Origin of the sequence: Curtobacterium sp. MCLR17_054, from assembly GCF_003234335.2 — a bacterium.
GTDB lineage: Bacteria > Actinomycetota > Actinomycetes > Actinomycetales > Microbacteriaceae > Curtobacterium > Curtobacterium flaccumfaciens.
Genome location: NZ_CP126263.1, coordinates 1,708,265 through 1,728,139, shown reverse-complemented (window position 1 = coordinate 1,728,139; position 19,875 = coordinate 1,708,265). Strand labels below are relative to the sequence as shown.

The window sequence follows — 19,875 nt, the reverse complement described above, 5'->3', positions numbered from 1 at the left end:
TTTCGCCGGAGCCTCACTGGGCGGGTGGTGGTGGGGCTTCGATGGTGGTGTCCACGAACAGAGGGAGCCCCGATGCACGTCCGCACCAGACGCCGTCCCGCCGCGGGTCCGCACCTCGCACTGGGCCCGCTCGCGCTGGCTCCGGTCGTCGCGCTGGTGGTGGGGGCGCTCGCCGGGTGCAGCGGCGTCGACCGCGCGGAGCCGCCGGCGCCTGCGTCCGCGGCCGCGACTGCGACCGCGACTGCAGCTCCCACGATCACCACCCCGACGGAGGCCGACCCCGTGCACATCACCATCGAGCTCGACGGCGAGACCCTGACCGGCCGGTTGACCGACAGCGCGACGGCGCGCGCGCTGGCCGCCCGGCTGCCGGCGACGCTGACCTTCGCCGACTACGGCGGGCAGGAGCAGATCGCCCGGCTCCCCGCGCCGCTCGACACCACCGGCGCCCCGAGCACGAGCGATGCGCCGGCGGGCACCATCGCCTACTACGTGCCGGATCAGTCGATCGTCCTGTACTACACGGACGTCGGCAGCTTCCCGGGGATCGTGCCGATCGGCACCGTCGACGACGTCGGAGCGGTGCGCGACCTGCTGTCCGGCGCCGCCACCATCCGAGTGCGCGGCTGACGGGCGTCCGCCCCTTCCCCGCGTCCCTGCCTCGCCTCGCGTCCCTTCCACCGAACAGGAACCACACCCCATGACCGGAACCAGCACCTTCCTCATCACCGGCACGAGCCGCGGGATGGGCACCGACTTCGCCCGGACCGCCCTCGACGCCGGGCACCGGGTCGTGGCGACCGGACGCGACCCCGAGCGGGTCCGCGCCGTCCTCGGCGACCACGAGCGCCTGCTCGCCGTCGCGCTCGACGTGACCGACCCGGAGTCGGTCCGAGCCGCAGTCGACGCCGCGACCGACCGCTTCGGCGGCGTCGACGTCCTGGTGAACAACGCCGGGAGCTTCCAGGCCGGGTACTTCGAGGAGATCTCGGCCGAGCAGTTCCGCGCGCAGATGGAGACGAACTTCTTCGGGGCGCTCGCGGTGACGCGTGCCGTGCTCCCGGTCATGCGACGGCAGCGCTCCGGGCACGTCATCAGCATCAGCTCCACCGCGGGCATCGTCGCCGGCGCAGGTGGGAGCGCCTACTCGGCGTCGAAGTTCGCGCTCGAGGGCTGGATGGAGGCCCTGCACGACGAGGTGGCGCCCTTCGGCATCCACACCACCGTGGTCGAGCCCGGCTTCTTCCGCACCGACCTGCTGGCCGAGGGCGACTCGACCTTCTGGGGCGACGTCGCGATCGACGACTACGCCCCGCTCTCGGCCGGGTCGAAGGAGTTCTTCCGCGGCATGCGGGGCAACCAGTCCGGCGACCCCGCGAAGCTCGCGCAGGTGCTGCTGACGCTGATCGCGATGCCCGAGCCGCCGCTGCGGTTCGCCGCCGGTGCGGACAGCGTGGCGGGGATCGTGCAGAAGGGACAGCAGCTCGTCGACCAGGCGCAGGCGTTCCCCGAGCTGTCGACGACGCTCGACCTGGATGCGTGACGATTGCCCCTTGCCAACTTTGGCTATGGGTATTAGCTTCTGAGTTACTACCCGTAGCCGAAGGAGCCACGTCATGCTCGAACACCTGGACACCGAGGGCGGCACGATCGCCTACGACCTCTCCGGAACAGGGCCGCTCGTGGTCCTCGCCCACGGCATGGGCGACAGCCGGCACGCCTACCGCTTCGTCGTGCCGGAGCTCGTCGCGGCCGGCTACCGGGTGGCGAACGTCGACCTCCGCGGCTGCGGCGACTCGAGCACCGGGTGGGCCGGCTACCAGCGCGCCGACATCGCACGCGACCTCGTCGCGGTGGCCCGCCACCTCGGTGGCCCGGCCGTGGTCGTCGGACAGTCCATCAGCGGGGGCGCGGCGACGATCGCCGCGGCCACCGCACCGGACCTGGTCGCGGGCATCGTCGAGCTGGCGCCGTTCACGCGCAAGCAGTCCGTCGACCTGGGCGGACTGCTGCGCAACCGCCGGCACCGCGCCGGCACCGTCCAGCTCGCGCGGGTCATGACGAGCGGCAGCCTGCCCGGCTGGCTCGCGTACCTCGACATCGCGGTCCCCGCCAAGCCCGCCGACTGGGCGACGGAGCGCAGCCGGATCGAGACGACCCTGCGGCAACCGGAGCGGATGGCGGTCCTCCGCGCCATGACCCGCACGTCGCCCGCCGACGCCGGCGAGCAGCTGGGTGCCGTCCGGTGCCCCGTGCTCGTCGTCGAGGGCAGTGCCGACCCGGACTGGGCCGTGCCCCGCGCCGAGGGCGAGCGGATCCTCGCCGACCTGCCGGACGGCCTCGGGGAACTCGCCGTGATCGACGGCGCCGGTCACTACCCCCACACCGAGACGCCGGCGGCGCTCCTCGCCCTGCTGCTGCCGTTCCTCGCCCGCACGCTGCCCGTCGCAGGTCCCGTTGCCTAGGGCGGGGCTCGACCCGGCGACCGTCACCGAGACCGCGGCGACGCTGGCCGACGAGATCGGCCTGGCCCAGCTGAGCATGAGCGTCGTCGCCGACCGCCTCGGGGTGAAGGCACCGTCGCTGTACAAGCACGTCGACGGACTCGGCGACCTCACGCGCAGGATCGCGATCCTCGGTGCGAACGAGCTCGGTGACGCACTCCGCGACGCCATGCAGGGCCGCAGCGGTCGGAGTGCGCTCGAGGCGGCGGTGCAGACCGTGCGCCGGAGCGTCCGGGAACACCCGGCGCGGTACCAGGCAGCCGTCGGCGTCCGGCCGACCGGTGCCGATGACCCCCTGGCGGTCGCACTCGGTCGCACCCTGGCGTCCTTCGCCGCGGCGCTCCGCGACTACCCGCTCGACCCGGCCGACGAGGTCCACGCGCTCCGGGTGCTCCGCAGCGTCCTGCACGGGTTCGCCACGATCGAGGCGTCCGGCGGGTTCCAGATGGACACGGACGTCGATGCGAGTGCCGCGTGGATGGTCGACTTCCTGGATCGCGGCTTCCGTGCCGCGACGACACGGTGACCGTGTCCACGGCGGCGCGCCCGTCGAGGCCCGTCGGTCACGACCCGCTCCGTGGCGGCCTGCGGTTCCTGGCGGAGCTCGTCGCGTGGGTGGGCCTGCCGTGGGCGCTCTGGCCCCACTCGCCGGTGCTCGCGATCACCGCCGTCCTGGTCCTCGTCGTGCCGCCGGCGGTGTTCGGGACCACGGGCGACCGCCCCGGCGGCGACCCGCCGGTCGCGGCACCGGGAGCGGTCACCATCGCGTCGGTCCTCGCGCACCTCGTGGGGGCGGTCGCTGCAGCCTGGGTCCTGTGGCCGACGGCGGTCGCGATCGTCGTCACCGCCCTGTGCGTCGCCGTCGTCGTCTCGGAACAGCCGCGGTGGCGCGCGCTGGTCGGACGCGGGCGCTGAGCCGTTCGTAGGCTGACGCCATGGCAGCAGCAGACGAGACCGGTCCGTTCTGGCACGGCACAGTGGCAGCCCTGCGGCCCGGCGAGTTCCTCTCCCCCGGTTTCCGCTCGAACTACCGCCCCGACGTCGTGATGAACCACGTCTACTTCACGGCGACCCGCGACGGAGCAGGGCTCGCGGCCGAACTCGCGGCCGAGCTCGTGCCCGGCGACCGTGAGCCGCGTGTGTACCGCGTCGAGCCGACCGGTCCCTTCGAGGACGACCCGAACGTGACCGACAAGAAGTTCCCCGGCAACCCGACCCGGTCGTACCGCAGTGTCCTCCCGCTCCGCGTGGTCGGCGAGGAGACCGGATGGACACGGCTCACCCCGGAGGCGTTGCGCCAGTGGCGGGAACGGCTCGTCGCGCTCCCGCCCGAGGAACGCGGCGAGATCGTCAACTGACCGACGTCAGGCCGCGATGATGTTCGGGGCGAACCGGCACCAGTAGTCCGTGATCGGCCCGTCGGACTCGCGGATGCCGACCCCGAAGGACTCGCCGCCCACGACCCACGACCCGAGGACCGGGTGGTTGTGCCCGTTCGACCCCGGGAAGTCCGGGAGCTCGTGGTACTGCTGCCACACCCGTTCGGCCCCGGTGCCGGGGCGCCGGTACTCGCGACCGTTCGTCGTGACCGAACCGTCGGCTCGGTGCACCGCGATGCCGTCGCCCTCGCGCCCGAACACGGGCTTCACAACGAAGTCGCGCATGCCGTTCGGACCGTCCGCGAAGGCCGGCAGCAGGTTCGGGTGGCCAGGGAACAATCGCCAGAGCGCGACGAGCAGCAGCTTGTTCGACAGGAACATCTTCCACGCCGGCTCGTACCAGCGGCCGAGCCGCCCGCGGTCGCTGACCAGGAAGGCGCCGAACTCCTCGTCGCCCTGCGCCCGGTCGTCCCCGGAGACGAGGTCCTCCCACGGGTACAGCTTGAAGAGGTTGCGGATCACCGGGTACTGGGTCCCCGGATCGTCCCCGGGCAGCGTGAACACGCTGCGCGACGAACCGACCGGCTCCTGGTCGCCGACGAACTGTCGGGCCGTCGCGTGCCAGCCGATGTCCTTCATCTCGATGCCGGTGTGCTCCCACCCGGCCTCCCCCGCCAGGTCGCGCATGTAGGCCACCGTGTCCCAGTCCTCGCCCGCCGTGTCGAGGTCGGAGTGCGCCACGAACAGTCGCCCACCGTCCTCGGCGCGCAGGGACTCGTGCAGCAGTGTCCGCCAGCGCGCCACCATCGCCTCGTGGATGCCGTTCCACTGGTCAGTCTCGGCGGACAGTTCGCCGGTGGTGAGCCGGTCCTGCATCCAGTGCCACTGCGTGACCGATGCCTCGATCAACCCGGTCGGGGTGTCCCCGTTGTACTCGAGCATCTTGGCGGGTGAACCGTCTCCGGCGTAGGCCAGGTCGAACCGCGCGTACAGGTCGGGCTCATCGTGCTCGAGCGACCACGAGGCGAGGTCGAACCCGGCTCGCGTCAGGCCCAGCGTGCCGAGGGCACCGGTGGCGAGGTACCGGGCGGCTTCGAGGCACATCCGGTGCAGTTCCTCGGTCTGCCGCTCGAGCGCCTCGACCTCCGGCAGCGTGAAGACGTACGCGGCGGTGTCGTTCCAGTACTCGACGGGCGTGCCGTCGTCGCGGACGGACCGCGAGTAGATCAACCCGGTCTGCTGGATCCGGCGCCGCCAGTCCGGACGCTCGGGGAACTCGATGCGCTCCATCAGCCGCCGAACCCACCGTGACCGCCGGCTCCGCCGAAGCCGCCCTTGGTGACGGAGCTCCCACGGGACGAGACGCCGGCCTTCGCGGTCTTCCCGGCGGGCAGGGCGCTCGTGCCGCCGGAGACCGCGTCCCCCACGCCGGGGACCCTCGTGGCACGGTTGGCGAAGAGCGGCAGGAAGTACCAGCCGGCGTGCCCGCCGTGGTTGTTGCAGTCGTCGTCCGGCAACCGCTTCTCGGTCGCGTTGTCGCGGCAGATCTTCGCGTAGTCGCTGTCGACGCCGGCTCCCTCGCCGCACCCGGTCAACGACGCCGCCAGGGCTGCGACCACCCCTATGGAGACGACACGGGAAGCACGGCGACGAACACTCACGAAGGGGAACAGTACCGCTCCCCATGGACCGGTGTCCGCGTCGGCACCTCGACCAGCGCAGACGATCGTCTGGCGAACCGGTAGCGTGTGCGGTGGCGGCAGCCGCCGCACACCGTCCACGAAGGGGCCGACCATGCCGCGGAGCACCGATCGGGTCCGGGCGTCTCCGATCATCCTCGCCGTGGGGATCGCTGCGCTCGCCGTCGCCATCGCCCTGCCCGCGCCGTCACCGACCACGCCGGGCCCCGAGACGATCGGCCTCGGCGCATCCGGCGCACTCGGCGCCGCACTCGGGGCACCGACCGTGACGAGTGGCGCACACCGGTTCGCGATCCGCCCACCACGGACGGTCGGCACCAGCGGAGTCGTCAGGGTGCGGTTCGCCGGGCTGGGCACCCCCGGTGCCGTCGTGGTCGTCCACTACGGCAGCCCCGGGGACGACTCCGGGAACGAGCGCGTCGCGGAGATCGAGCCGGGCAGCAGCGCCGTCGGCCCGACCGGCCGGTTCGCCTTCACGGCGGCGCTGCCCGAGCTGCCCCGTGGAGCCGACCGGGCGTCCTGGAGCGCCCGCCTGATCGACCCCGCGTCACTGGACGTCCTCGGCCGCGTCGAGGGCGTTCACCTCGTCGAGCACACCGAGCACTGACCACCGATCCACGGCCGGCACGATGAGAGGGCGCGCAGGGTGCTGGCTCCCGCCTCGTCCTGCGGTTACGTTCGCTAGACGAACGTCTGGCCAGCAGTCAGCGGCGAGACCTGACCTCGAGGAGCCCCCGTGTCGACACCCCACCGCACCCCGTCATCCCGACCCGCGTCCATCGCACTCGGGGCCGCGCTGCTCCTGACCCTCGGCCTCGCCGGCTGCTCCACGGCCGGATCCGCAGCACCCTCACCCTCGCCGTCCCCGGCCGCGCAGGGCGACGCTCCCGCGACGACCGACTCGTCACCGTCGGTCGACGTGACCGTCGCCGCGACGACACTCGGCAAGGTCGTCGTCGACGGCAAGGGCATGACTGCCTACTACTTCGACGCCGACGTCAAGGACTCCGGCAAGAGCACCTGCACCGGTGGCTGCGCGACCGCGTGGCCCGCGATCGAGGCGACGACGGCGACACCCAAGGTGTCCGGCATCACCGGCAAGGTCGGCACCATCACGGGCGTGGACGGCGGACGGCAGATCACGATCGACGGCCGACCGATCTACACCTTCATCGGGGACAAGAAGGCCGGTGACGTGACGGGTCAGGGCGACAAGGGCGTCTGGTACGTCGTGAACCCGGACGGCTCCGAGCAGAAGAAGTAGGGCATGGCACCCCGGCGGGGACGGCAGGGATGTCACGCCCGCCGGGGTCAGCCCTCGGCCTCGGCCGGATGACCGCCCACGCGCACGGGCTCCACCTGCTCGAGCAGCGCGTGCACACCCGGCAGACCGAGCCCGGTGAACAGCGCCGCCCACAGGTCCCGGAGCTGCCCCTCGGTGTCCCGCGTCAGCCGGGCGCTCGTCCGGGCCCACATCACCCCGAAGGTCGACGTCAGCACGAGGTCCGCCGCACGTGCCCACTCGGGGTCGGTGGCCGGTCCGGTGCCACCGCTCGAAGCCGACAGGTGCCGACGGACGTAGTCGTCCCACGTGAAGACCCGTGGAATCACTTCCCCCGCACCGCGGAGTTCGTGACTCAGGCGGATCGCCCCGGCAGCCACCGGACACCGTATGGCGTCGGAGCAGGCGGACGTGAGCATGACGAGCAGGTGCTCGAGCCCCTCGGGCTGCCGGATCAGCGAGTCGATCGCCGCCCAGCGCGCCTGCTGCCGCTCGATGACCGCGAAGGCGAGTTCGTGCTTGGACGAGAACACGTGGTAGCCGATCGCCGACTTCGGGCGGTCCATCGCGGCGGCGACCCGTGCGAACGAGGTCCCCGCGTAGCCGTGGCTCGCGAACACCGCCGCCGCAGCCTCGATGATCTGCTCGCGGGTCCGGGTCTTCGCCTGCTGCCGCTGGTTCATCGCACTCCTCGGTCGGGTCTTGGTTCATCATACGAACGTCTGACCAGGAGTCGGCAGCGGTCGCACCGGGCGCAATGCCTCTGATCCCCTCAGCTTCAGGATTTCGCTAGACGATCGTCTGGCGCGTTGTTAGCGTTCACGCACACCGGGCCACCCCGGCCCGCACCCCCACGAACCAGAGGAGTCTCCATGCGTTCGACCCCGTCCACCCACCGCTCCCCATCGGTCCGCCGACTGACCGTGCTCGCGACCTGCGTCACCCTCGGCGGTGCGCTCGCCGCCGGCGTCCTGGTCCCCGCGCAGGCCGGAGCCGCCACGATCTCCCACACGGCGGACGCCACACACACCTCGACCCGGGCTGCGGCCGTGGCGTTCACCGCGAAGACCCACGGCGGGCCCGACCGGAAGAGCTTCACCGGCATCACCTTCGCCGGGACCGGGAAGCCCGGCGCCCTGGTCATCGTCTACTACGACGCACCGGGCAAGCCGCGCGGCCTGTTCAACAAGCACATCGCCGAGGTCACTTCGGGGGACGACGTCGTCAGCGCCAGCGGCCACTACCGCTTCACCGCCGCGTTCCCGGACCTGCCGCGCGGCACCACGACGCTGCACTGGCACGCCCGTCTCGGTGACCCGGACACCCTGTCGGTGATCGGACGCGTCAACGGCACCCGCACGCTCGGCTGACCCGTGACCCGCCACGCGCAACCGGCGCTCGTCCGCACCCTGGCCGTCGCCGTGTCCCTGGCGGCCGTCGTCGGGGCCACCCTCACCTGGGCTCCGTCGGCCTCGGCCACCACGAGCGACCCCGACCGGGTCGCAGCGCCGATCATCGCCGGCACCGAGGTCGGGGTCCCCGGCGGCACCTGCACGGTCGGTGCCGTGCTGGCCGCCAAAGGGTTCCGGAGTCAGCTGAAGCAGTACCAGCGAGCGACCCGGTGGGTGGTGCTCGCGAAGCACTGCGCGCCGCTGCAGGCACCCGTGCAGCTCGCCGGCGCGACCGTCGGCAACGTGGTCTGGCAGTCCGCGGAGTCGGACCTCGAACTCGCCGTCATCCCGCCCCTGGCGTGCACCCGGGCCCGGGCGGCGACCGGGTCGTGCGACCCGTCCGTCGCAACGTGGACGCCCCGGGCATCGGGTCGAGTGTTCAACCGGGTGGACGGGGGCCTGACACGCGCCGCCGTCACCGGCATCGGCAAGCCAGATGCCGATCCCTTCTGCACCAGCGGGGCGGCGAGCGGGCTGCACTGCTCCTGGACGGCCACACGCGTGCCGGCAGGGAGCCGTCCCGGCGTGCAGCACCTCGCCGCCGCGCGCGGCGGCGCCGGAGCCGGCATCGAGCCGGGCGACGCCGGCGGACCGGTGATGAGCGCCACGAACCGGTTGTACGGGATCGTCTCGGGCAGTTCGACGAGGGCTGCAACGGGCACGACGAGCACGACGGGTTCGACGGTGCTGCTCTACACGCCCGCCCGGCAGGTCCTCAGCGAGTTGTTCCGGTACCGGCTGGCCCCGGCGTCCTGAAGCACGGGCCGTCGGGTGCGCGACTGAGCGCTGCCTCATGACCCGGACACGCCCCGGCCACCTCGCCGCCACACCGCCGACGACCCGCGCCGCGATCCTGCGGGGAGCCGGACGCCACCACGTCCGGCTCCCCACGACCCCCGGGTCCTGATCAGATCGAGGTTGCCCCGTGTCCCCGCTCCGCCGCTCCCCACTCACCCACTCCCCACTCACCCGTTCGCCGCGCACCACCCGCGTCGCAGCGACCGCCCTCGCCGGCTTGGCCGTCGTCGCCTCCGCCGCGTTCTCCGTCACCGCCGCCCACGCTGACGACACCCTGCAGCCGGCGTTCACCGCCGCCGACCACCCGATCACCGACGTCCCCGGTCTGGTCAACGGCCGTGAGCTCGCCGCGGTCCACGGCCGGTCTGGTCAGACCGTGAACGCCCCGCGCCTGATCCGCTCCGAGTCACTCGACAAGATCACCGCCGCCGGGGCCACGTCCCTGGCCGACGAGTACCACGTCGACCTCGTCGTCGACCTGCGCACCCCGTCCCAGATCGCCGCGAAGCCGGACGTCGCGATCCCGGGTGCGCGCCACGTCGACATCTCGATGTTCGGCGCGGACGGCGACTACAGCGACGACACCGCGATGTACCACGACCTGGTCGACAAGGGCCGGGTCGACCAGGCCACACCCGGGTCGATGATCACCGCGTACCGCCGGGTGCTCCGGATCCTCGCCACGCACACCAGCGGCACGGTCCTGATCCACTGCTCCCACGGCATGGACCGCACCGGCACCGTGGTGGACCTGCTCGACCGGGTCCTCGGCGTCGACAGCGCGGACATCCTGCACGACTACCTGCTCTCGAACACGCAGCTCGGGGTGACCTGGGCGACCCCGCAGCTGCTGCAGGGCACCTTCGAGCAGGACATCGCGACCGAGTACGGCGGCATGGGCTCCTACCTGACCGACACGATCGGCGTGACCAAGCACGAGGCTGCCGCCCTGCGCGAGCGTTTCCTGGTGTCGAACGACCCCACCGTGTCCTCGATCGCGGTCGCGGGCGTGCGTGTCCACCTGCCCGCCGCTGCCTCGTCGCACGGTGCGACCGTGACCGCTCCGGTCCGGACGCTGCGCGTCGCCGACGTCCACGTGCACACGACGAACCCGAACGCGGCCGCCGCAGTGCACGTGTCCGGCCGGACGGCACGCATCACGGTCACCGCCCAGGACGGCACGACGAAGAAGGAGTACCGCCTGACGCTCCGTCGCCCGGCGACGAAGCGCTAGCCCGGCACCCACGCCGACCGCCCGCGGCCCGCGCCGGGCGGTCGGCGTGACCAACTGTTCACCACCACCGTCGCCCGGTCCGGGCGTCCCTCCGGCTACCGTGACAGTCGTGCAGTCCTCCAGACAACGGCGCCCGCGGTGACCGGACACCCCGCCGTCCCGACCATCCACGACGTCGCCGCCCTGGCCGGTGTGTCGAAGTCGGTCGTCTCCCGCGCCCTCGCCGGCGCGTACGGCGTGGCTCCGTCGACGACCGAGCGGGTCAAGCGGGCCGCGCTCGACCTCGGCTATGTCGCGAACGCGAACGCCCGCGGCATGTCGGCACACCGCACGCACACGCTCGGGGTGTTCGTCCGCGACGCCTCCACCCCCTTCTACGGGCACCTGCTGACCGCGTTCCAGCTGCAGGCCGCGGCGCGCGGGTACCGCGTCGTCACCGCCACCGGTGCAGGGTCGTTCCCGGTCAGCGAGGAACGCCGGGCGTTGGAGACCCTGGTCTCCCTGCGCGTCGAGGGGCTCATCGTCTGCAGCGGCGCCCTGCCGATCGCCGACGTGCTGCCGTTCGCCCGACGCATCCCGACGGTGGTCTCCGGGCGCCCCGAGACGAACGACGCGGTGAGCAGCGCGTACTGCGACGAACGCGGCGGCGGACGCGGGCTCGCCGACCACGTCGCCGACCTCGGACACCGTCGCGTCGCCGTGCTGACGGTCACACCGTCCGGGTCACTGACGCAGTCGGCACGCACCGACGCGATGGTGCGTCGGCTCCGTGCGCGCGGCGCCGAGGTGCTCCGGATCCGCTCCGAGGACCACGGAGCAGACCCCGAGGACCTCGACTCGTTCCTCGAGCAGGTCCTGCGGGCCGGCGGCGTGACGGCGATCATGGCACCGAGCGACCGCTGGGCCGTCGGTGTGCTCGAGTCGATGCGCCGCCGCGGCCTCCGAGCACCGGACGACCTGTCGGTCACGGGCTACGACGGGGTCGCCCCACTCGCCACCGAGCTGCTCGGCATCACCTCGTGGCGACAGCCGCTCAGTCTGATCGGTCGTCTGTCCGTCGACGATGTGGTCGACCAGATCGACGGCCGTTCGACGGGCGTCACCCACAACGCGGTCGACGGCAGCCTGGTACCGGGCCGGACCGCCGCCCGGGTCTGACCCCCTTGCAGAACGCACCCCTGGCCTGCCCGGCCCGCTCCTCAGCCGCGACGTTCGGTCGTTCGAGAGTCCGAGTGACGATGTGGTCGGCGAACACGGTCAGCACGCGGGGAGCGTGACGCTGGCGACGGCACCCCCGGAGGGGACGTTGCGGAGGTCCGCCGTCCCGTTGGCACGTTCGGCGATGCCTCGTACGAGGGAGAGCCCGAGTCCGCTCCCGCCGAGGACGGCACGCCGTGCGCTGTCCGCCCGGGTGAAGCGGTCGAAGGCCTGTGGGAGGAAGTCGTCCCGGACGCCGGGTCCGTCATCGACGACGCGCAGCTCGAGCCGCCCGTCGGCGGACTGCTCGAGCGTGACCCGGATCACGCCGCCGTCCTCCCCCGCTGCGATCGCGTTCGCCACGAGGTTGTCGACGACCCGGGCGAACGCAGCGGGCTCGATCCCGTAGTGCTCGTCCGGCGAAGTCAGGCGGACGGCGAAGTCGATGTCGCGCAGACCGACGGACGAGACGGCGCGAGCACGGTCGATCGATCCCATGAGTTCCGTGACGAGCGCAGCGACCGGAGTCGATGGAACGGCGCCGCCTTCACCCAGTCGACTGAGTTCGAGCAGGGCGTTCGCCAGCGCGACCAACCGGGCGGCATCGCTCTCGGCTGCGCGCAGCGCACGTTCGAGGGCCACGGCATCGCCGGACGAGCGATGCGCGAGTTCGAGCCGCGCGGTCAGTGCCGCCAGCGGCGTGCGGAGTTCGTGGCTCGCATCGGAGACCATCCGCCGCTCACGCTCGGTGTTCTCGCGCTGCCGGTCGATGAAGGTGTTGAGGGTCCGGGCGAGTGCCGCGAGTTCGTCGTCGGACGCCCCGACGGGCAGGTGTCCAACACCGTTCCCGGCACTGAGGTGCTCGGCGATCCGGCGCATCCGCCCCACCGGGCGGAGGGCGAGCGTCGACAGCAACCACGCCGTCGCGGCGAAGGCGAGCAGCGCCAAGACCGTGCCGACGACCAGTGACCGGTCCACCCGCGCCACCGTCTCCTCTCCGGCCCGACCGTCGTGCGCGGCCCAGACGACGAACGACCCGGCGGCGTTCCGCACCGGCACACCGACGACCGTCACGACCCGGTGTGCGGTGTGGAGTCTCAGCGTGTCGCCGTCATCCGGCACCGTCGAGGGCAGCGCCGCACGGACGTCGCGCGGCAGGGAGTCCACGACCCATCCGCCGGACGACGACCGGATCCCGACCAGGACGTCCTCTGCCGGACGGTCCGGCGCCTCGTCCGGGTTGCGCCGGAGATCGGAGACGAAGGGCGCGGCGTCACCGGAGGCGAGGGACCGGTCGGTCGCGAGCGTCGCGCGTTCGATCTGCACGTGCAGGACGACCGCGACCCCGGAGAGCACGACTGCACCGACCATCAGACTCCCGAGGGTGATCCGGGCACGGATCGACAGACGGCGCAGGAACCTCACCTCGCCGACACGACCTCGAGGGCGTACCCCACGCCGCGCACCGTCCGGATCACGACGTCAGCGCCCGAGGCCTGCAGTTTCTTGCGGAGGTAGCTGACGTACTGGTCGACGATGGTCGGATCGAAGTGCTCGGGGCTCCCCCAGACCTCCTCGAGCACCTCGGTTCTGGTGCGCGTGTCAGGGGCGCCCTGGATCAGGAACCGCAGCAACGAGAACTCCTTGACGCTCAGCGGCAGGTCCCGCCCGTGCACCGACGCACGCACGGCCAGGGTGTCGAGCCGCACCGACCCGGCCTCCACGATGGTCACCCCACCCGCGGCGCGACGCCGCAGGTGCGCCCGGATCCGCGCGTTGAGCTCGGTGATCGCGAACGGCTTCGTGAGGTAGTCATCCGCCCCGGAGTCCAGCCCGAACACCCGGTCGTCGACGGCGTCCCGTGCGGTCACCAGGATCACCGGGAAGTCCTGGCCGAGCTCACGGAGCCGCCGACAGACCTCGAAGCCCGTCATCCCGGGCAGCATGACGTCGATCGCCGCCGCCTCGAACGACTGGGCCCGGGCCTGGACGAGTGCGGCGATGCCGTCGGTCACGACCGTGACCACGTGTCCTTCACCGGTCAGGCCGCGCTCGACGAGGGCACCCATCTCCGGGTCGTCCTCCACCACCAGGATGTTCGCCATCTCAGACGACCCCGCTCGTGCCGAGCAGGGACCCGATGACGAAGGTCGCCGCGAGGGCCAGGGCTCCACCGACGACCACCCGGGCGGTGGCGCGGCGCAGCGAGCCTCCGCCGATGCGGGCTCCCGTGGCTCCGGTCAGGGCCAGCGCGAGGAGGACGACGACGAACGTCGCGGGCACCCGGATCGCCTCCGGGAAGAGGAGGATCGCCAGGAGCGGAAGGAGCGCACCGATCGAGAACGCTGCGGCGGATGCGAACGCGGCGTGCCACGGGCTGACCACCTCGTCCTCGTCGATCCCGAGTTCGGTGGTGAGGTGTGCGGCGAGGGCGTCGCGCTCGGTCAGTTCCGAAGCCACCTGTTCGGCCGTTGCTCGTCGGAGACCGCGGGCCTGCCAGAGCTGCGTGAGCTCCTCGAGCTCGGCGGCCGGGTCGTCGGCCAGTTCGCGGCGTTCCTGCTCGATGAGGGACTGCTGGCTGTCCTTCTGGCTGCTCACCGACACGTACTCGCCGAGCGCCATCGACACCGCGCCGCCGACGAGGGCCGCGCTGCCGGCCGTCGCGATCGCCGGCACGGACGACGAGGCACCGGCGACGCCGACGACGATGGAGGCCGTCGACACGATCCCGTCGTTCGCGCCGAGGACTCCGGCGCGCAGCCAGTTCAGACGTGCCGCGAGGTCGCCGGTGTGCGCTTCTCCGGCGTGCGGCTCCGCGGTGCTCATGGTCTCAGCGAACCATGTCCGGGACGCCCTGTTCGTGTGAGGTTTCGAACGATCCGAGCCGCCAGATCCTGTTGTCTGGTCGAACCGCGCCTGCACCGTCGGGCGCTCGACGTGAAAGGCCGTCATGGACTGGCAGTTCGGCGGGATACCGCTCCACCCCCTCTTCGTCCACCTGACCTCGGTCGCCGTCCCGGTCGCGGCGTTGACCGCGATCGTGGTCGCGGTGTGGCCCGCGGCACGACGGTGGCTCGCGGTCGGCGCACCGATCATCGGCCTCATCGCCCTCGTCTCGGTCCCCCTGGCGACGTCCTCGGGTGAGTGGCTCGAGCACCGAGAGCGCGAGAGCGCACTGCTCGAACGGCACACCGAACTCGCCGACGGCCTGCTGCCGTGGTCGATCGCGGTCTTCGCGCTCCTGCTGCTGTGGTGGGCCTGGCACAGGTTCGCGACCGACCGGGTGACGAGCGGCGGGGCGCTGCGCGCGGTCGCGGTCGTGGGGCCCGTGCTGCTGCTCGCCGCCGGCGTCGTGTCGATGATCGAGGTCATCGTCATCGGACACGCGGGCGCCGCGTCCGTCTGGAAGGGCTGACCGCACGGACAGGGACGGCACCTGCTCGGCGCCGCCGACACCCATCGTTCACCGTTCCGTCACGGACCGACGGGTGATACCCGGGCCCGTCCGGTCGATCATGGGGAACGTTCCCGACCATCGGGAACGTTCCCCATCCCCGATCCCGGACGGACCCATGCCCCAGAACGTCACCGCCAAGCTGCCGCGCGACCCGAGCGACCCGTACCGCCACGGCATCTACCTGCGCCCGGACGCCCGCACCTGCCGGGCCGTCACGGTCGTCACCGACCAGCTCCGCGCGCAGTACGGCCTGCTGTCGGCCGGTGCCTTCCCGCCGCACGCCACACTCGTCGGCAGCCAGCCGTTCGGCAGCCACGAGGACCAGGTCGTCGCGGCCGTCACGGCGCTGCTCGACAGCCGACCGGCCTTCGACGTCCACAACGCCGGCGTCCGTGAACAGGGCATCGGGTTCGTCTACGACGTCGCGACCCGACCGGACGGCTCGCACAACGACGACTTCGTCCGGCTCGCCGCTGACATCGAGGCCGTGGTCGCACCGTTCCGGCAGCCGATGCAGGTCCCGCTGGCGAACGACTACGACCCGGAGCAGTACCGCGCGCACCTCTCCCTCGCCTCGCACGACCTGTACGGCCGGCCGGACCTGCACGACGAGGTCGGCGCGTTCATCCGCGAGCTCGACGTCGACGTCCCGACCGGATTCCGCGGCGACACCGTCGTGCTCTACCGCACCACGAGCCCGGACTGGTCCGGTCGCTGGTGGCAGACGATGACGTGGGAACACGTCCACACCTGGAAGCTCGCCTGACCGTGGCCGCGACCCTCCGCGACGTGGCCGAGCGGTGCGCCATCTCGCGATCGCTCGTGTCACTCGCCCTGCGAGGCGACGACGGTGTGTCCCGGCCACGTCGGGAACTCGCGGTGCGGACGGCGGACGAGCTGGGCCTCCCGGTCGGTTCGCTCGCCAGGCGACGCGCGCAGGGCGCGCCGCTCGTACTCGGGGTGGTCGTCACCGAAGCCGCCAACCCGTTCCACGACGAAGCGCTCCGGAGCGCACGCGCGACCGCGCAGACCCTGGGGTTCGCGCTCCGCGTCGTGGACGGGTTCCGGGACCCTGCCCGGCTGGCCGACGGCCTGGAGGCCCTGCACGCCTCCCACGGATCGGCCGACGGTGTGCTCGGGGTCGCGGTCCTGAGCAGTCGGCTCGCCCCCGCACGGCTCGCTGCGGTCGCGCGCGACCTGCCGGTCGCGGTCCTCGGGTCGAGCGGGTCGGCGCTCGCGGGTCTCGGACTCGACACCGTGCGCGCCGACGAGGAGTCGGGCATGCGCGCGCTGGTGCTCCACCTCGCCGCACTCGGGCACCGGCGCACGTGCTTCGTGGCGGAGTCCGATCACCCCTCGACGACCCGTCGTGCCGTCGCGCACGCCGCGCTCACCGCGCAGCTCGGTGCGCCGGGCGACCACCGCGTCGACGACGTCGAGGCCCTGGCGGCCGACCCGGCGCGGATCGCGCGGCACCTCGGTGACGGGGTCACGGCGTTCGTCGCGACGAACGACGCGACCGCGGCGCGGCTCGTGGCGATCGCCGACGGCGCGGGACTCGCGCTCCCCCGGATGGCGGCGGTGACCGGGTTCGACGGCACCGGCCTCGGCGAACGGCTCGACCTGACGAGTGTCGACCAGCCGCGCGTCCGGATGGGCGCGCGGGCGGTCGAGCTCGTGGTCGAGCGGCTCCGGGGTCGCCGCGGCGACCGGCACGAGGTGCTCCCGACGCACCTGCTGCCGCGTGGGTCCACCGCGCGAGCAGTCGCCGGGCACCCGCTCGGCTGACCGCTCGCGACACCCGAGTCGAACCGGTCGGCGGCCCGGTCTGTGCCTCAGTCGGCGAGCCGGCTGGGGGGCCCGGTCCGTGCCTCAGTCGGCGGGCCGGCGGCCCGGGCGGCGGCTCAGTCGGTGGCGGTCGTGGCCGACAGCTCCTGCACCCGGCGCACCAGCTCGGCATGCGATCCCCCGGCGCCGGCGGCGACGTAGTCGTCGGCCAGGTGGGCGCGGTCGACGGCTTCGCCCCGACGGAAGCCCCGGAACCATCCGCCGGCGCGCTCGAGCACCAGTGCCCCGGCGGCGACGTCCCACGGGTGCGTAGCGAAGCCCATCGTCACGTCCGACCACCCGGCGGCGACGTGCACCAGGTTGAGGGCGCCGCTGCCGAGGCTGTGGTGGTGGCGGTACCGGAGCGTCAGGTCCCGGAGCAGGTCGAACGCCGCGGCCTCGCCGAGCAGGTCGAGGTCCTGCTGCACCGGGAAGCTCGTCAGGACCGTCGCTGCGTCGTCGGGCCCGGACGACGAGTGCATCGGCGCACCGTCGAGCCAGGCACCGTCGTCGTCCGCCGCGAACACGTGGTCGGCGACCGGGTCGAAGACCACGCCGGCGACGACCTCACCGTCGACCTCGGCCGCGATCGAGATGCACCAGTACGCGAGTCCGCGGGCGAAGTTCGCGGTGCCGTCGATCGGGTCCACGATCCACCGCACCACGGGGTCCGCGGTGCTGCCGGTGTCGCCGGCGGTACCGGTGTCGCCGGTGGTGCCGCCTTCTTCGCCGAGCACGACGGAGCCCGGCACGGCGGCGGTGAGCACCGCCGTGATCGTCTCTTCCGCGGCGCGGTCGTGCAGGGTCACCACGTCGTGCGCATCGCGCTTCGTGCTGATCGTCATCGGGGCGCGGAACACGGCGAGCAGGTCGGGCGCGACGGTGCGCGCGGCCTCCTCGGCGATCGCCCGGAGTGTCTGGGGAGCAGGAACGGTTCGCATGGTCCCCGGTTCTACGACGCCGAGGCCCCTGGACGGCGAACCACGCCGGTCGACGGGCCGAACCCGAGGTGAACGCGCGGCGTGCGGCGGTGAACGTCGGCACCCGATCGGCGGAGGGGTTGAACGCGGCGTGAACGGGTGACGGCGGGTGGCCGACGTGGCTTGACCGGTCTCCGACCCCCGCCGCACAGTGGAGTCGTTCCCGGTTAGGGAACGTTCCCTACTCGGAGGAGTCCGCCCCATGACGGTCCCCGTCAGGTCCGGCCTGGTCGCCGGTCCCCCGCGTACCGCAGGGTCGCCGCGGTCACCGCAGTCGCCGCGTCCGCCCCGGGCGACCAGGACGACGCGGTCCTCGTTGCGCTCGGACCGCCGGCTCGGTCTGGTGCTCCTCGCTCCGGCGCTGCTCGCGTTCGCGGTCTTCGTCTTCTACCCGCTCGGCCGCGTCCTGGTCCTCAGCACCCAGGGCACCGACATCTTCGGTCAGCCGGCGGGCTCGGTGGGGCTGCAGAACTACGTCCGCACGTTCACCGACCCCGCGTTCGGACGGACGATGCTGACCACCGCGGTCTTCTGCGTCGGCGTGGTCGTCGGCCGCATCGTGTTCGGTCTGCTCGTGGTGATCCCCCTGACCGTGAAGCTCCGCGGCCTGCCGGTCTTCCGCGCACTCCTGACGGCACCCATGGTCGTGTCCGTGTCAGCGGGGTCCGTCGCGTTCGCGGCGATGCTCGCACCCGGCAACGGGCTGCTGAACACGGTGATCACCCAGTTCGGCGGCGCGCCCGTGCCGTTCCTGACGAGCACGCAGTGGGCCCTGGCGAGCGTCATCGTCGTGACGATCTGGGGGTCGCTCGGGTTCACCGTGCTGCTCCTGCTTGGAGCGTTCGGCGCCATCGACCAGGACGTCATCGAGGCGGCGCACCTGGACGGCGCCGGGCCCGTGCGGACACTCTGGTCGATCTCGTTGCCGCTGGTCACGCCGACGCTCTTCTTCGTCGTCGTGACCGGAACCGTCGAGGCACTCACGACCTTCGGGCAGATCCAGATCCTCACGGGCGGCGGTCCGGCCGACTCGTCGAAGACCCTCGTCTACGCGATCTACCAGCAGGCGTTCGGGTCCGGCAGCGCGAACTTCGGCCTCGCCGCCGCGCTCGGGGTCGTGCTGTTCCTGCTGGTCCTCGGGCTGTCGCTGGTGCAGTTCGGCGTGCTCGAGAAGCGGGTGAACTACTGATGCGCCCCGTCACCGCACGCCGGCTCCGGAGCGTCTTCGTCTACGCCTGGCTCATCATCGCGGTCGTCGTCGTCTGCTTCCCGCTCTACTACGTGTTCGAGGGCGCGCTCACCCCGACCCGGTACCTGGACCAGGGCCTCGCCGGTCTGGTGCCGATCCACCTGACGCTCGACAACATCGTCCGCGCCACGCAGGTCGTCCCGCTCGGGCAGCAGTTCCTGAACAGCGTCGCCGTCACCCTCGCCCAGACGGTGCTGCAGGTCGTGATCGGCATCATCACCGCCTACGCCCTGGTGTTCTGTCGGCTCCGGGGCACCCGTGCCCTGTTCCTCGTCCTGCTCGCCAGCATGATGATCCCCGGCGAGACGACCCTGATCGCGAACTACCTGACCGTCTCGTCGTGGCACCTCATCGACACGCTCCTGGTTGTCTTCCTGCCGTTCGTGGCCTCGGCACTGACGATCTTCCTGTTCCGCCAGGCGTTCCTGAGCTTCCCGGACGAGCTGCGCGAAGCCGCGGTACTCGACGGCGCCGGACACTTCCGGTTCATCCGGTCCATGCTCCTGCCGCTCACCCGCCCGACGCTCGTCTCGGTCACCCTGGTGAGCGCGACGGCCGCCTGGAACGGGTTCTTCTGGCCGCTCCTCGTCACCAACTCGCCGGAGCACCGCACCGTGCAGGTCGGCATCGCCCAGCTGTCCGACGCCGAGGCCGCCGACATCGGCGTGGTCCTCGCCGGCGCCGCCATGGTGACCCTCCCCGTCCTGGTCCTCGTCCTCGTCGCCCAGCGGTTCCTCGCCGGCGGTCTCACCGCCGGGGCGCTCAAGTGACGACACGCTCGATCCCCTCCCCGACCCCCGCCCGCCCCACACCCGAA

The 19,875-nt window shown here is 72.3% G+C and carries 24 protein-coding genes; 17 read left to right on the top strand and 7 right to left on the bottom strand.

What is annotated here, in order from left to right; all coding sequences use genetic code 11:
• Positions 1 to 72: 72 nt before the first annotated feature.
• From DEJ08_RS08260 to arr, 6 genes are all read left to right on the top strand, one after another.
• Complete coding sequence (locus DEJ08_RS08260; RefSeq protein ID WP_181438997.1) at positions 73 to 630, top strand: cyclophilin-like fold protein; 558 nt, start codon at positions 73 to 75, stop codon at positions 628 to 630.
• A gap of 70 nt (positions 631 to 700) precedes the next feature.
• Positions 701 to 1,543, top strand: a complete 843-nt coding sequence (locus DEJ08_RS08255) for an SDR family NAD(P)-dependent oxidoreductase (RefSeq protein ID WP_111054638.1) — start codon at positions 701 to 703, stop codon at positions 1,541 to 1,543.
• A gap of 73 nt (positions 1,544 to 1,616) precedes the next feature.
• Positions 1,617 to 2,465 carry an alpha/beta fold hydrolase gene (locus DEJ08_RS08250; protein ID WP_111054639.1) on the top strand — a complete coding sequence of 283 codons (849 nt, stop codon included), beginning with the start codon at positions 1,617 to 1,619 and terminating at the stop codon, positions 2,463 to 2,465.
• Positions 2,458 to 3,030, top strand: coding sequence for a TetR/AcrR family transcriptional regulator (locus DEJ08_RS08245; protein WP_071405299.1), 573 nt, complete (start codon positions 2,458 to 2,460; stop codon positions 3,028 to 3,030). The genes DEJ08_RS08250 and DEJ08_RS08245 overlap by 8 nt, the downstream gene beginning before the upstream one ends.
• On the top strand, positions 3,027 to 3,419 hold the full coding sequence (locus DEJ08_RS08240; RefSeq protein ID WP_111054640.1) for a hypothetical protein: 393 nt from the start codon (positions 3,027 to 3,029) through the stop codon (positions 3,417 to 3,419). The genes DEJ08_RS08245 and DEJ08_RS08240 overlap by 4 nt, the downstream gene beginning before the upstream one ends.
• A gap of 20 nt (positions 3,420 to 3,439) precedes the next feature.
• Positions 3,440 to 3,862: an NAD(+)--rifampin ADP-ribosyltransferase gene (arr, locus tag DEJ08_RS08235; protein WP_111054641.1), complete on the top strand. Its 423-nt coding sequence runs from the start codon at positions 3,440 to 3,442 to the stop codon at positions 3,860 to 3,862.
• 6 nt (positions 3,863 to 3,868) lie between these two features.
• Here arr and DEJ08_RS08230 read toward each other — a convergent pair whose 3' ends face one another.
• Both DEJ08_RS08230 and DEJ08_RS08225 read right to left on the bottom strand, forming a co-directional pair.
• Positions 3,869 to 5,173, bottom strand: coding sequence for a glutathionylspermidine synthase family protein (locus tag DEJ08_RS08230; protein ID WP_111054642.1), 1,305 nt, complete (start codon positions 5,171 to 5,173; stop codon positions 3,869 to 3,871).
• Positions 5,173 to 5,502, bottom strand: a complete 330-nt coding sequence (locus DEJ08_RS08225) for a tRNA-dihydrouridine synthase (protein WP_258320836.1) — start codon at positions 5,500 to 5,502, stop codon at positions 5,173 to 5,175. Before DEJ08_RS08225 ends, DEJ08_RS08230 begins: the two co-directional genes overlap by 1 nt.
• Positions 5,503 to 5,677: 175 nt before the next feature.
• Here DEJ08_RS08225 and DEJ08_RS08220 point away from each other — a divergent pair, with 175 nt between their 5' ends.
• Positions 5,678 to 6,190: a hypothetical protein gene (locus tag DEJ08_RS08220; protein ID WP_111054643.1), complete on the top strand. Its 513-nt coding sequence runs from the start codon at positions 5,678 to 5,680 to the stop codon at positions 6,188 to 6,190.
• A gap of 129 nt (positions 6,191 to 6,319) precedes the next feature.
• Positions 6,320 to 6,847, top strand: a complete 528-nt coding sequence (locus tag DEJ08_RS08215; RefSeq protein ID WP_111033552.1) for a COG4315 family predicted lipoprotein — start codon at positions 6,320 to 6,322, stop codon at positions 6,845 to 6,847.
• Between the two features lie 47 nt (positions 6,848 to 6,894).
• On the opposite strand, the gene DEJ08_RS08210 is transcribed toward DEJ08_RS08215, so the two are convergent.
• Positions 6,895 to 7,548, bottom strand: coding sequence for a TetR family transcriptional regulator (locus DEJ08_RS08210; protein WP_111054644.1), 654 nt, complete (start codon positions 7,546 to 7,548; stop codon positions 6,895 to 6,897).
• 189 nt (positions 7,549 to 7,737) lie between these two features.
• Here DEJ08_RS08210 and DEJ08_RS08205 point away from each other — a divergent pair, with 189 nt between their 5' ends.
• The 4 genes from DEJ08_RS08205 to DEJ08_RS08190 all read left to right on the top strand — a co-directional run bounded on the left by DEJ08_RS08205 (position 7,738) and on the right by DEJ08_RS08190 (position 11,506).
• Positions 7,738 to 8,235: a hypothetical protein gene (locus DEJ08_RS08205; RefSeq protein ID WP_111054645.1), complete on the top strand. Its 498-nt coding sequence runs from the start codon at positions 7,738 to 7,740 to the stop codon at positions 8,233 to 8,235.
• A gap of 3 nt (positions 8,236 to 8,238) precedes the next feature.
• Positions 8,239 to 9,072, top strand: coding sequence for a trypsin-like serine protease (locus DEJ08_RS08200; RefSeq protein ID WP_111054646.1), 834 nt, complete (start codon positions 8,239 to 8,241; stop codon positions 9,070 to 9,072).
• Between the two features lie 169 nt (positions 9,073 to 9,241).
• A complete protein-coding gene (locus DEJ08_RS08195; protein WP_111054647.1) occupies positions 9,242 to 10,348 on the top strand; it encodes a tyrosine-protein phosphatase in 1,107 nt (368 codons plus the stop codon).
• A 138-nt stretch (positions 10,349 to 10,486) separates the two neighbouring features.
• Positions 10,487 to 11,506: a LacI family DNA-binding transcriptional regulator gene (locus tag DEJ08_RS08190; protein WP_111046923.1), complete on the top strand. Its 1,020-nt coding sequence runs from the start codon at positions 10,487 to 10,489 to the stop codon at positions 11,504 to 11,506.
• A gap of 99 nt (positions 11,507 to 11,605) precedes the next feature.
• On the opposite strand, the gene DEJ08_RS08185 is transcribed toward DEJ08_RS08190, so the two are convergent.
• The 3 genes from DEJ08_RS08185 to DEJ08_RS08175 are packed head-to-tail and all read right to left on the bottom strand — an operon-like array spanning position 11,606 to position 14,371.
• Complete coding sequence (locus tag DEJ08_RS08185; RefSeq protein ID WP_146248499.1) at positions 11,606 to 12,916, bottom strand: sensor histidine kinase; 1,311 nt, start codon at positions 12,914 to 12,916, stop codon at positions 11,606 to 11,608.
• Between the two features lie 50 nt (positions 12,917 to 12,966).
• Positions 12,967 to 13,650, bottom strand: coding sequence for a response regulator transcription factor (locus tag DEJ08_RS08180; protein ID WP_111054649.1), 684 nt, complete (start codon positions 13,648 to 13,650; stop codon positions 12,967 to 12,969).
• Between the two features lies 1 nt (position 13,651).
• Positions 13,652 to 14,371: a VIT1/CCC1 transporter family protein gene (locus tag DEJ08_RS08175; protein ID WP_111054650.1), complete on the bottom strand. Its 720-nt coding sequence runs from the start codon at positions 14,369 to 14,371 to the stop codon at positions 13,652 to 13,654.
• Between the two features lie 124 nt (positions 14,372 to 14,495).
• Here DEJ08_RS08175 and DEJ08_RS08170 point away from each other — a divergent pair, with 124 nt between their 5' ends.
• The 3 genes from DEJ08_RS08170 (at position 14,496) to DEJ08_RS08160 (ending at position 16,790) form a co-directional block, all read left to right on the top strand.
• Complete coding sequence (locus tag DEJ08_RS08170) at positions 14,496 to 14,960, top strand: DUF2231 domain-containing protein (RefSeq protein WP_111030218.1); 465 nt, start codon at positions 14,496 to 14,498, stop codon at positions 14,958 to 14,960.
• A gap of 157 nt (positions 14,961 to 15,117) precedes the next feature.
• Positions 15,118 to 15,768: a 2'-5' RNA ligase family protein gene (locus DEJ08_RS08165; RefSeq protein ID WP_111054651.1), complete on the top strand. Its 651-nt coding sequence runs from the start codon at positions 15,118 to 15,120 to the stop codon at positions 15,766 to 15,768.
• Between the two features lie 2 nt (positions 15,769 to 15,770).
• Positions 15,771 to 16,790: a LacI family DNA-binding transcriptional regulator gene (locus DEJ08_RS08160; protein WP_181438998.1), complete on the top strand. Its 1,020-nt coding sequence runs from the start codon at positions 15,771 to 15,773 to the stop codon at positions 16,788 to 16,790.
• 116 nt (positions 16,791 to 16,906) lie between these two features.
• Here DEJ08_RS08160 and DEJ08_RS08155 read toward each other — a convergent pair whose 3' ends face one another.
• A complete protein-coding gene (locus DEJ08_RS08155) occupies positions 16,907 to 17,770 on the bottom strand; it encodes an inositol monophosphatase family protein (RefSeq protein WP_111054652.1) in 864 nt (287 codons plus the stop codon).
• A 355-nt stretch (positions 17,771 to 18,125) separates the two neighbouring features.
• Here DEJ08_RS08155 and DEJ08_RS08150 point away from each other — a divergent pair, with 355 nt between their 5' ends.
• Positions 18,126 to 18,998 carry a carbohydrate ABC transporter permease gene (locus DEJ08_RS08150; RefSeq protein ID WP_228516251.1) on the top strand — a complete coding sequence of 291 codons (873 nt, stop codon included), beginning with the start codon at positions 18,126 to 18,128 and terminating at the stop codon, positions 18,996 to 18,998.
• A complete protein-coding gene (locus DEJ08_RS08145; RefSeq protein ID WP_111054653.1) occupies positions 18,998 to 19,828 on the top strand; it encodes a carbohydrate ABC transporter permease in 831 nt (276 codons plus the stop codon). The genes DEJ08_RS08150 and DEJ08_RS08145 overlap by 1 nt, the downstream gene beginning before the upstream one ends.
• The last annotated feature ends 47 nt before the right edge of the window (positions 19,829 to 19,875 follow it).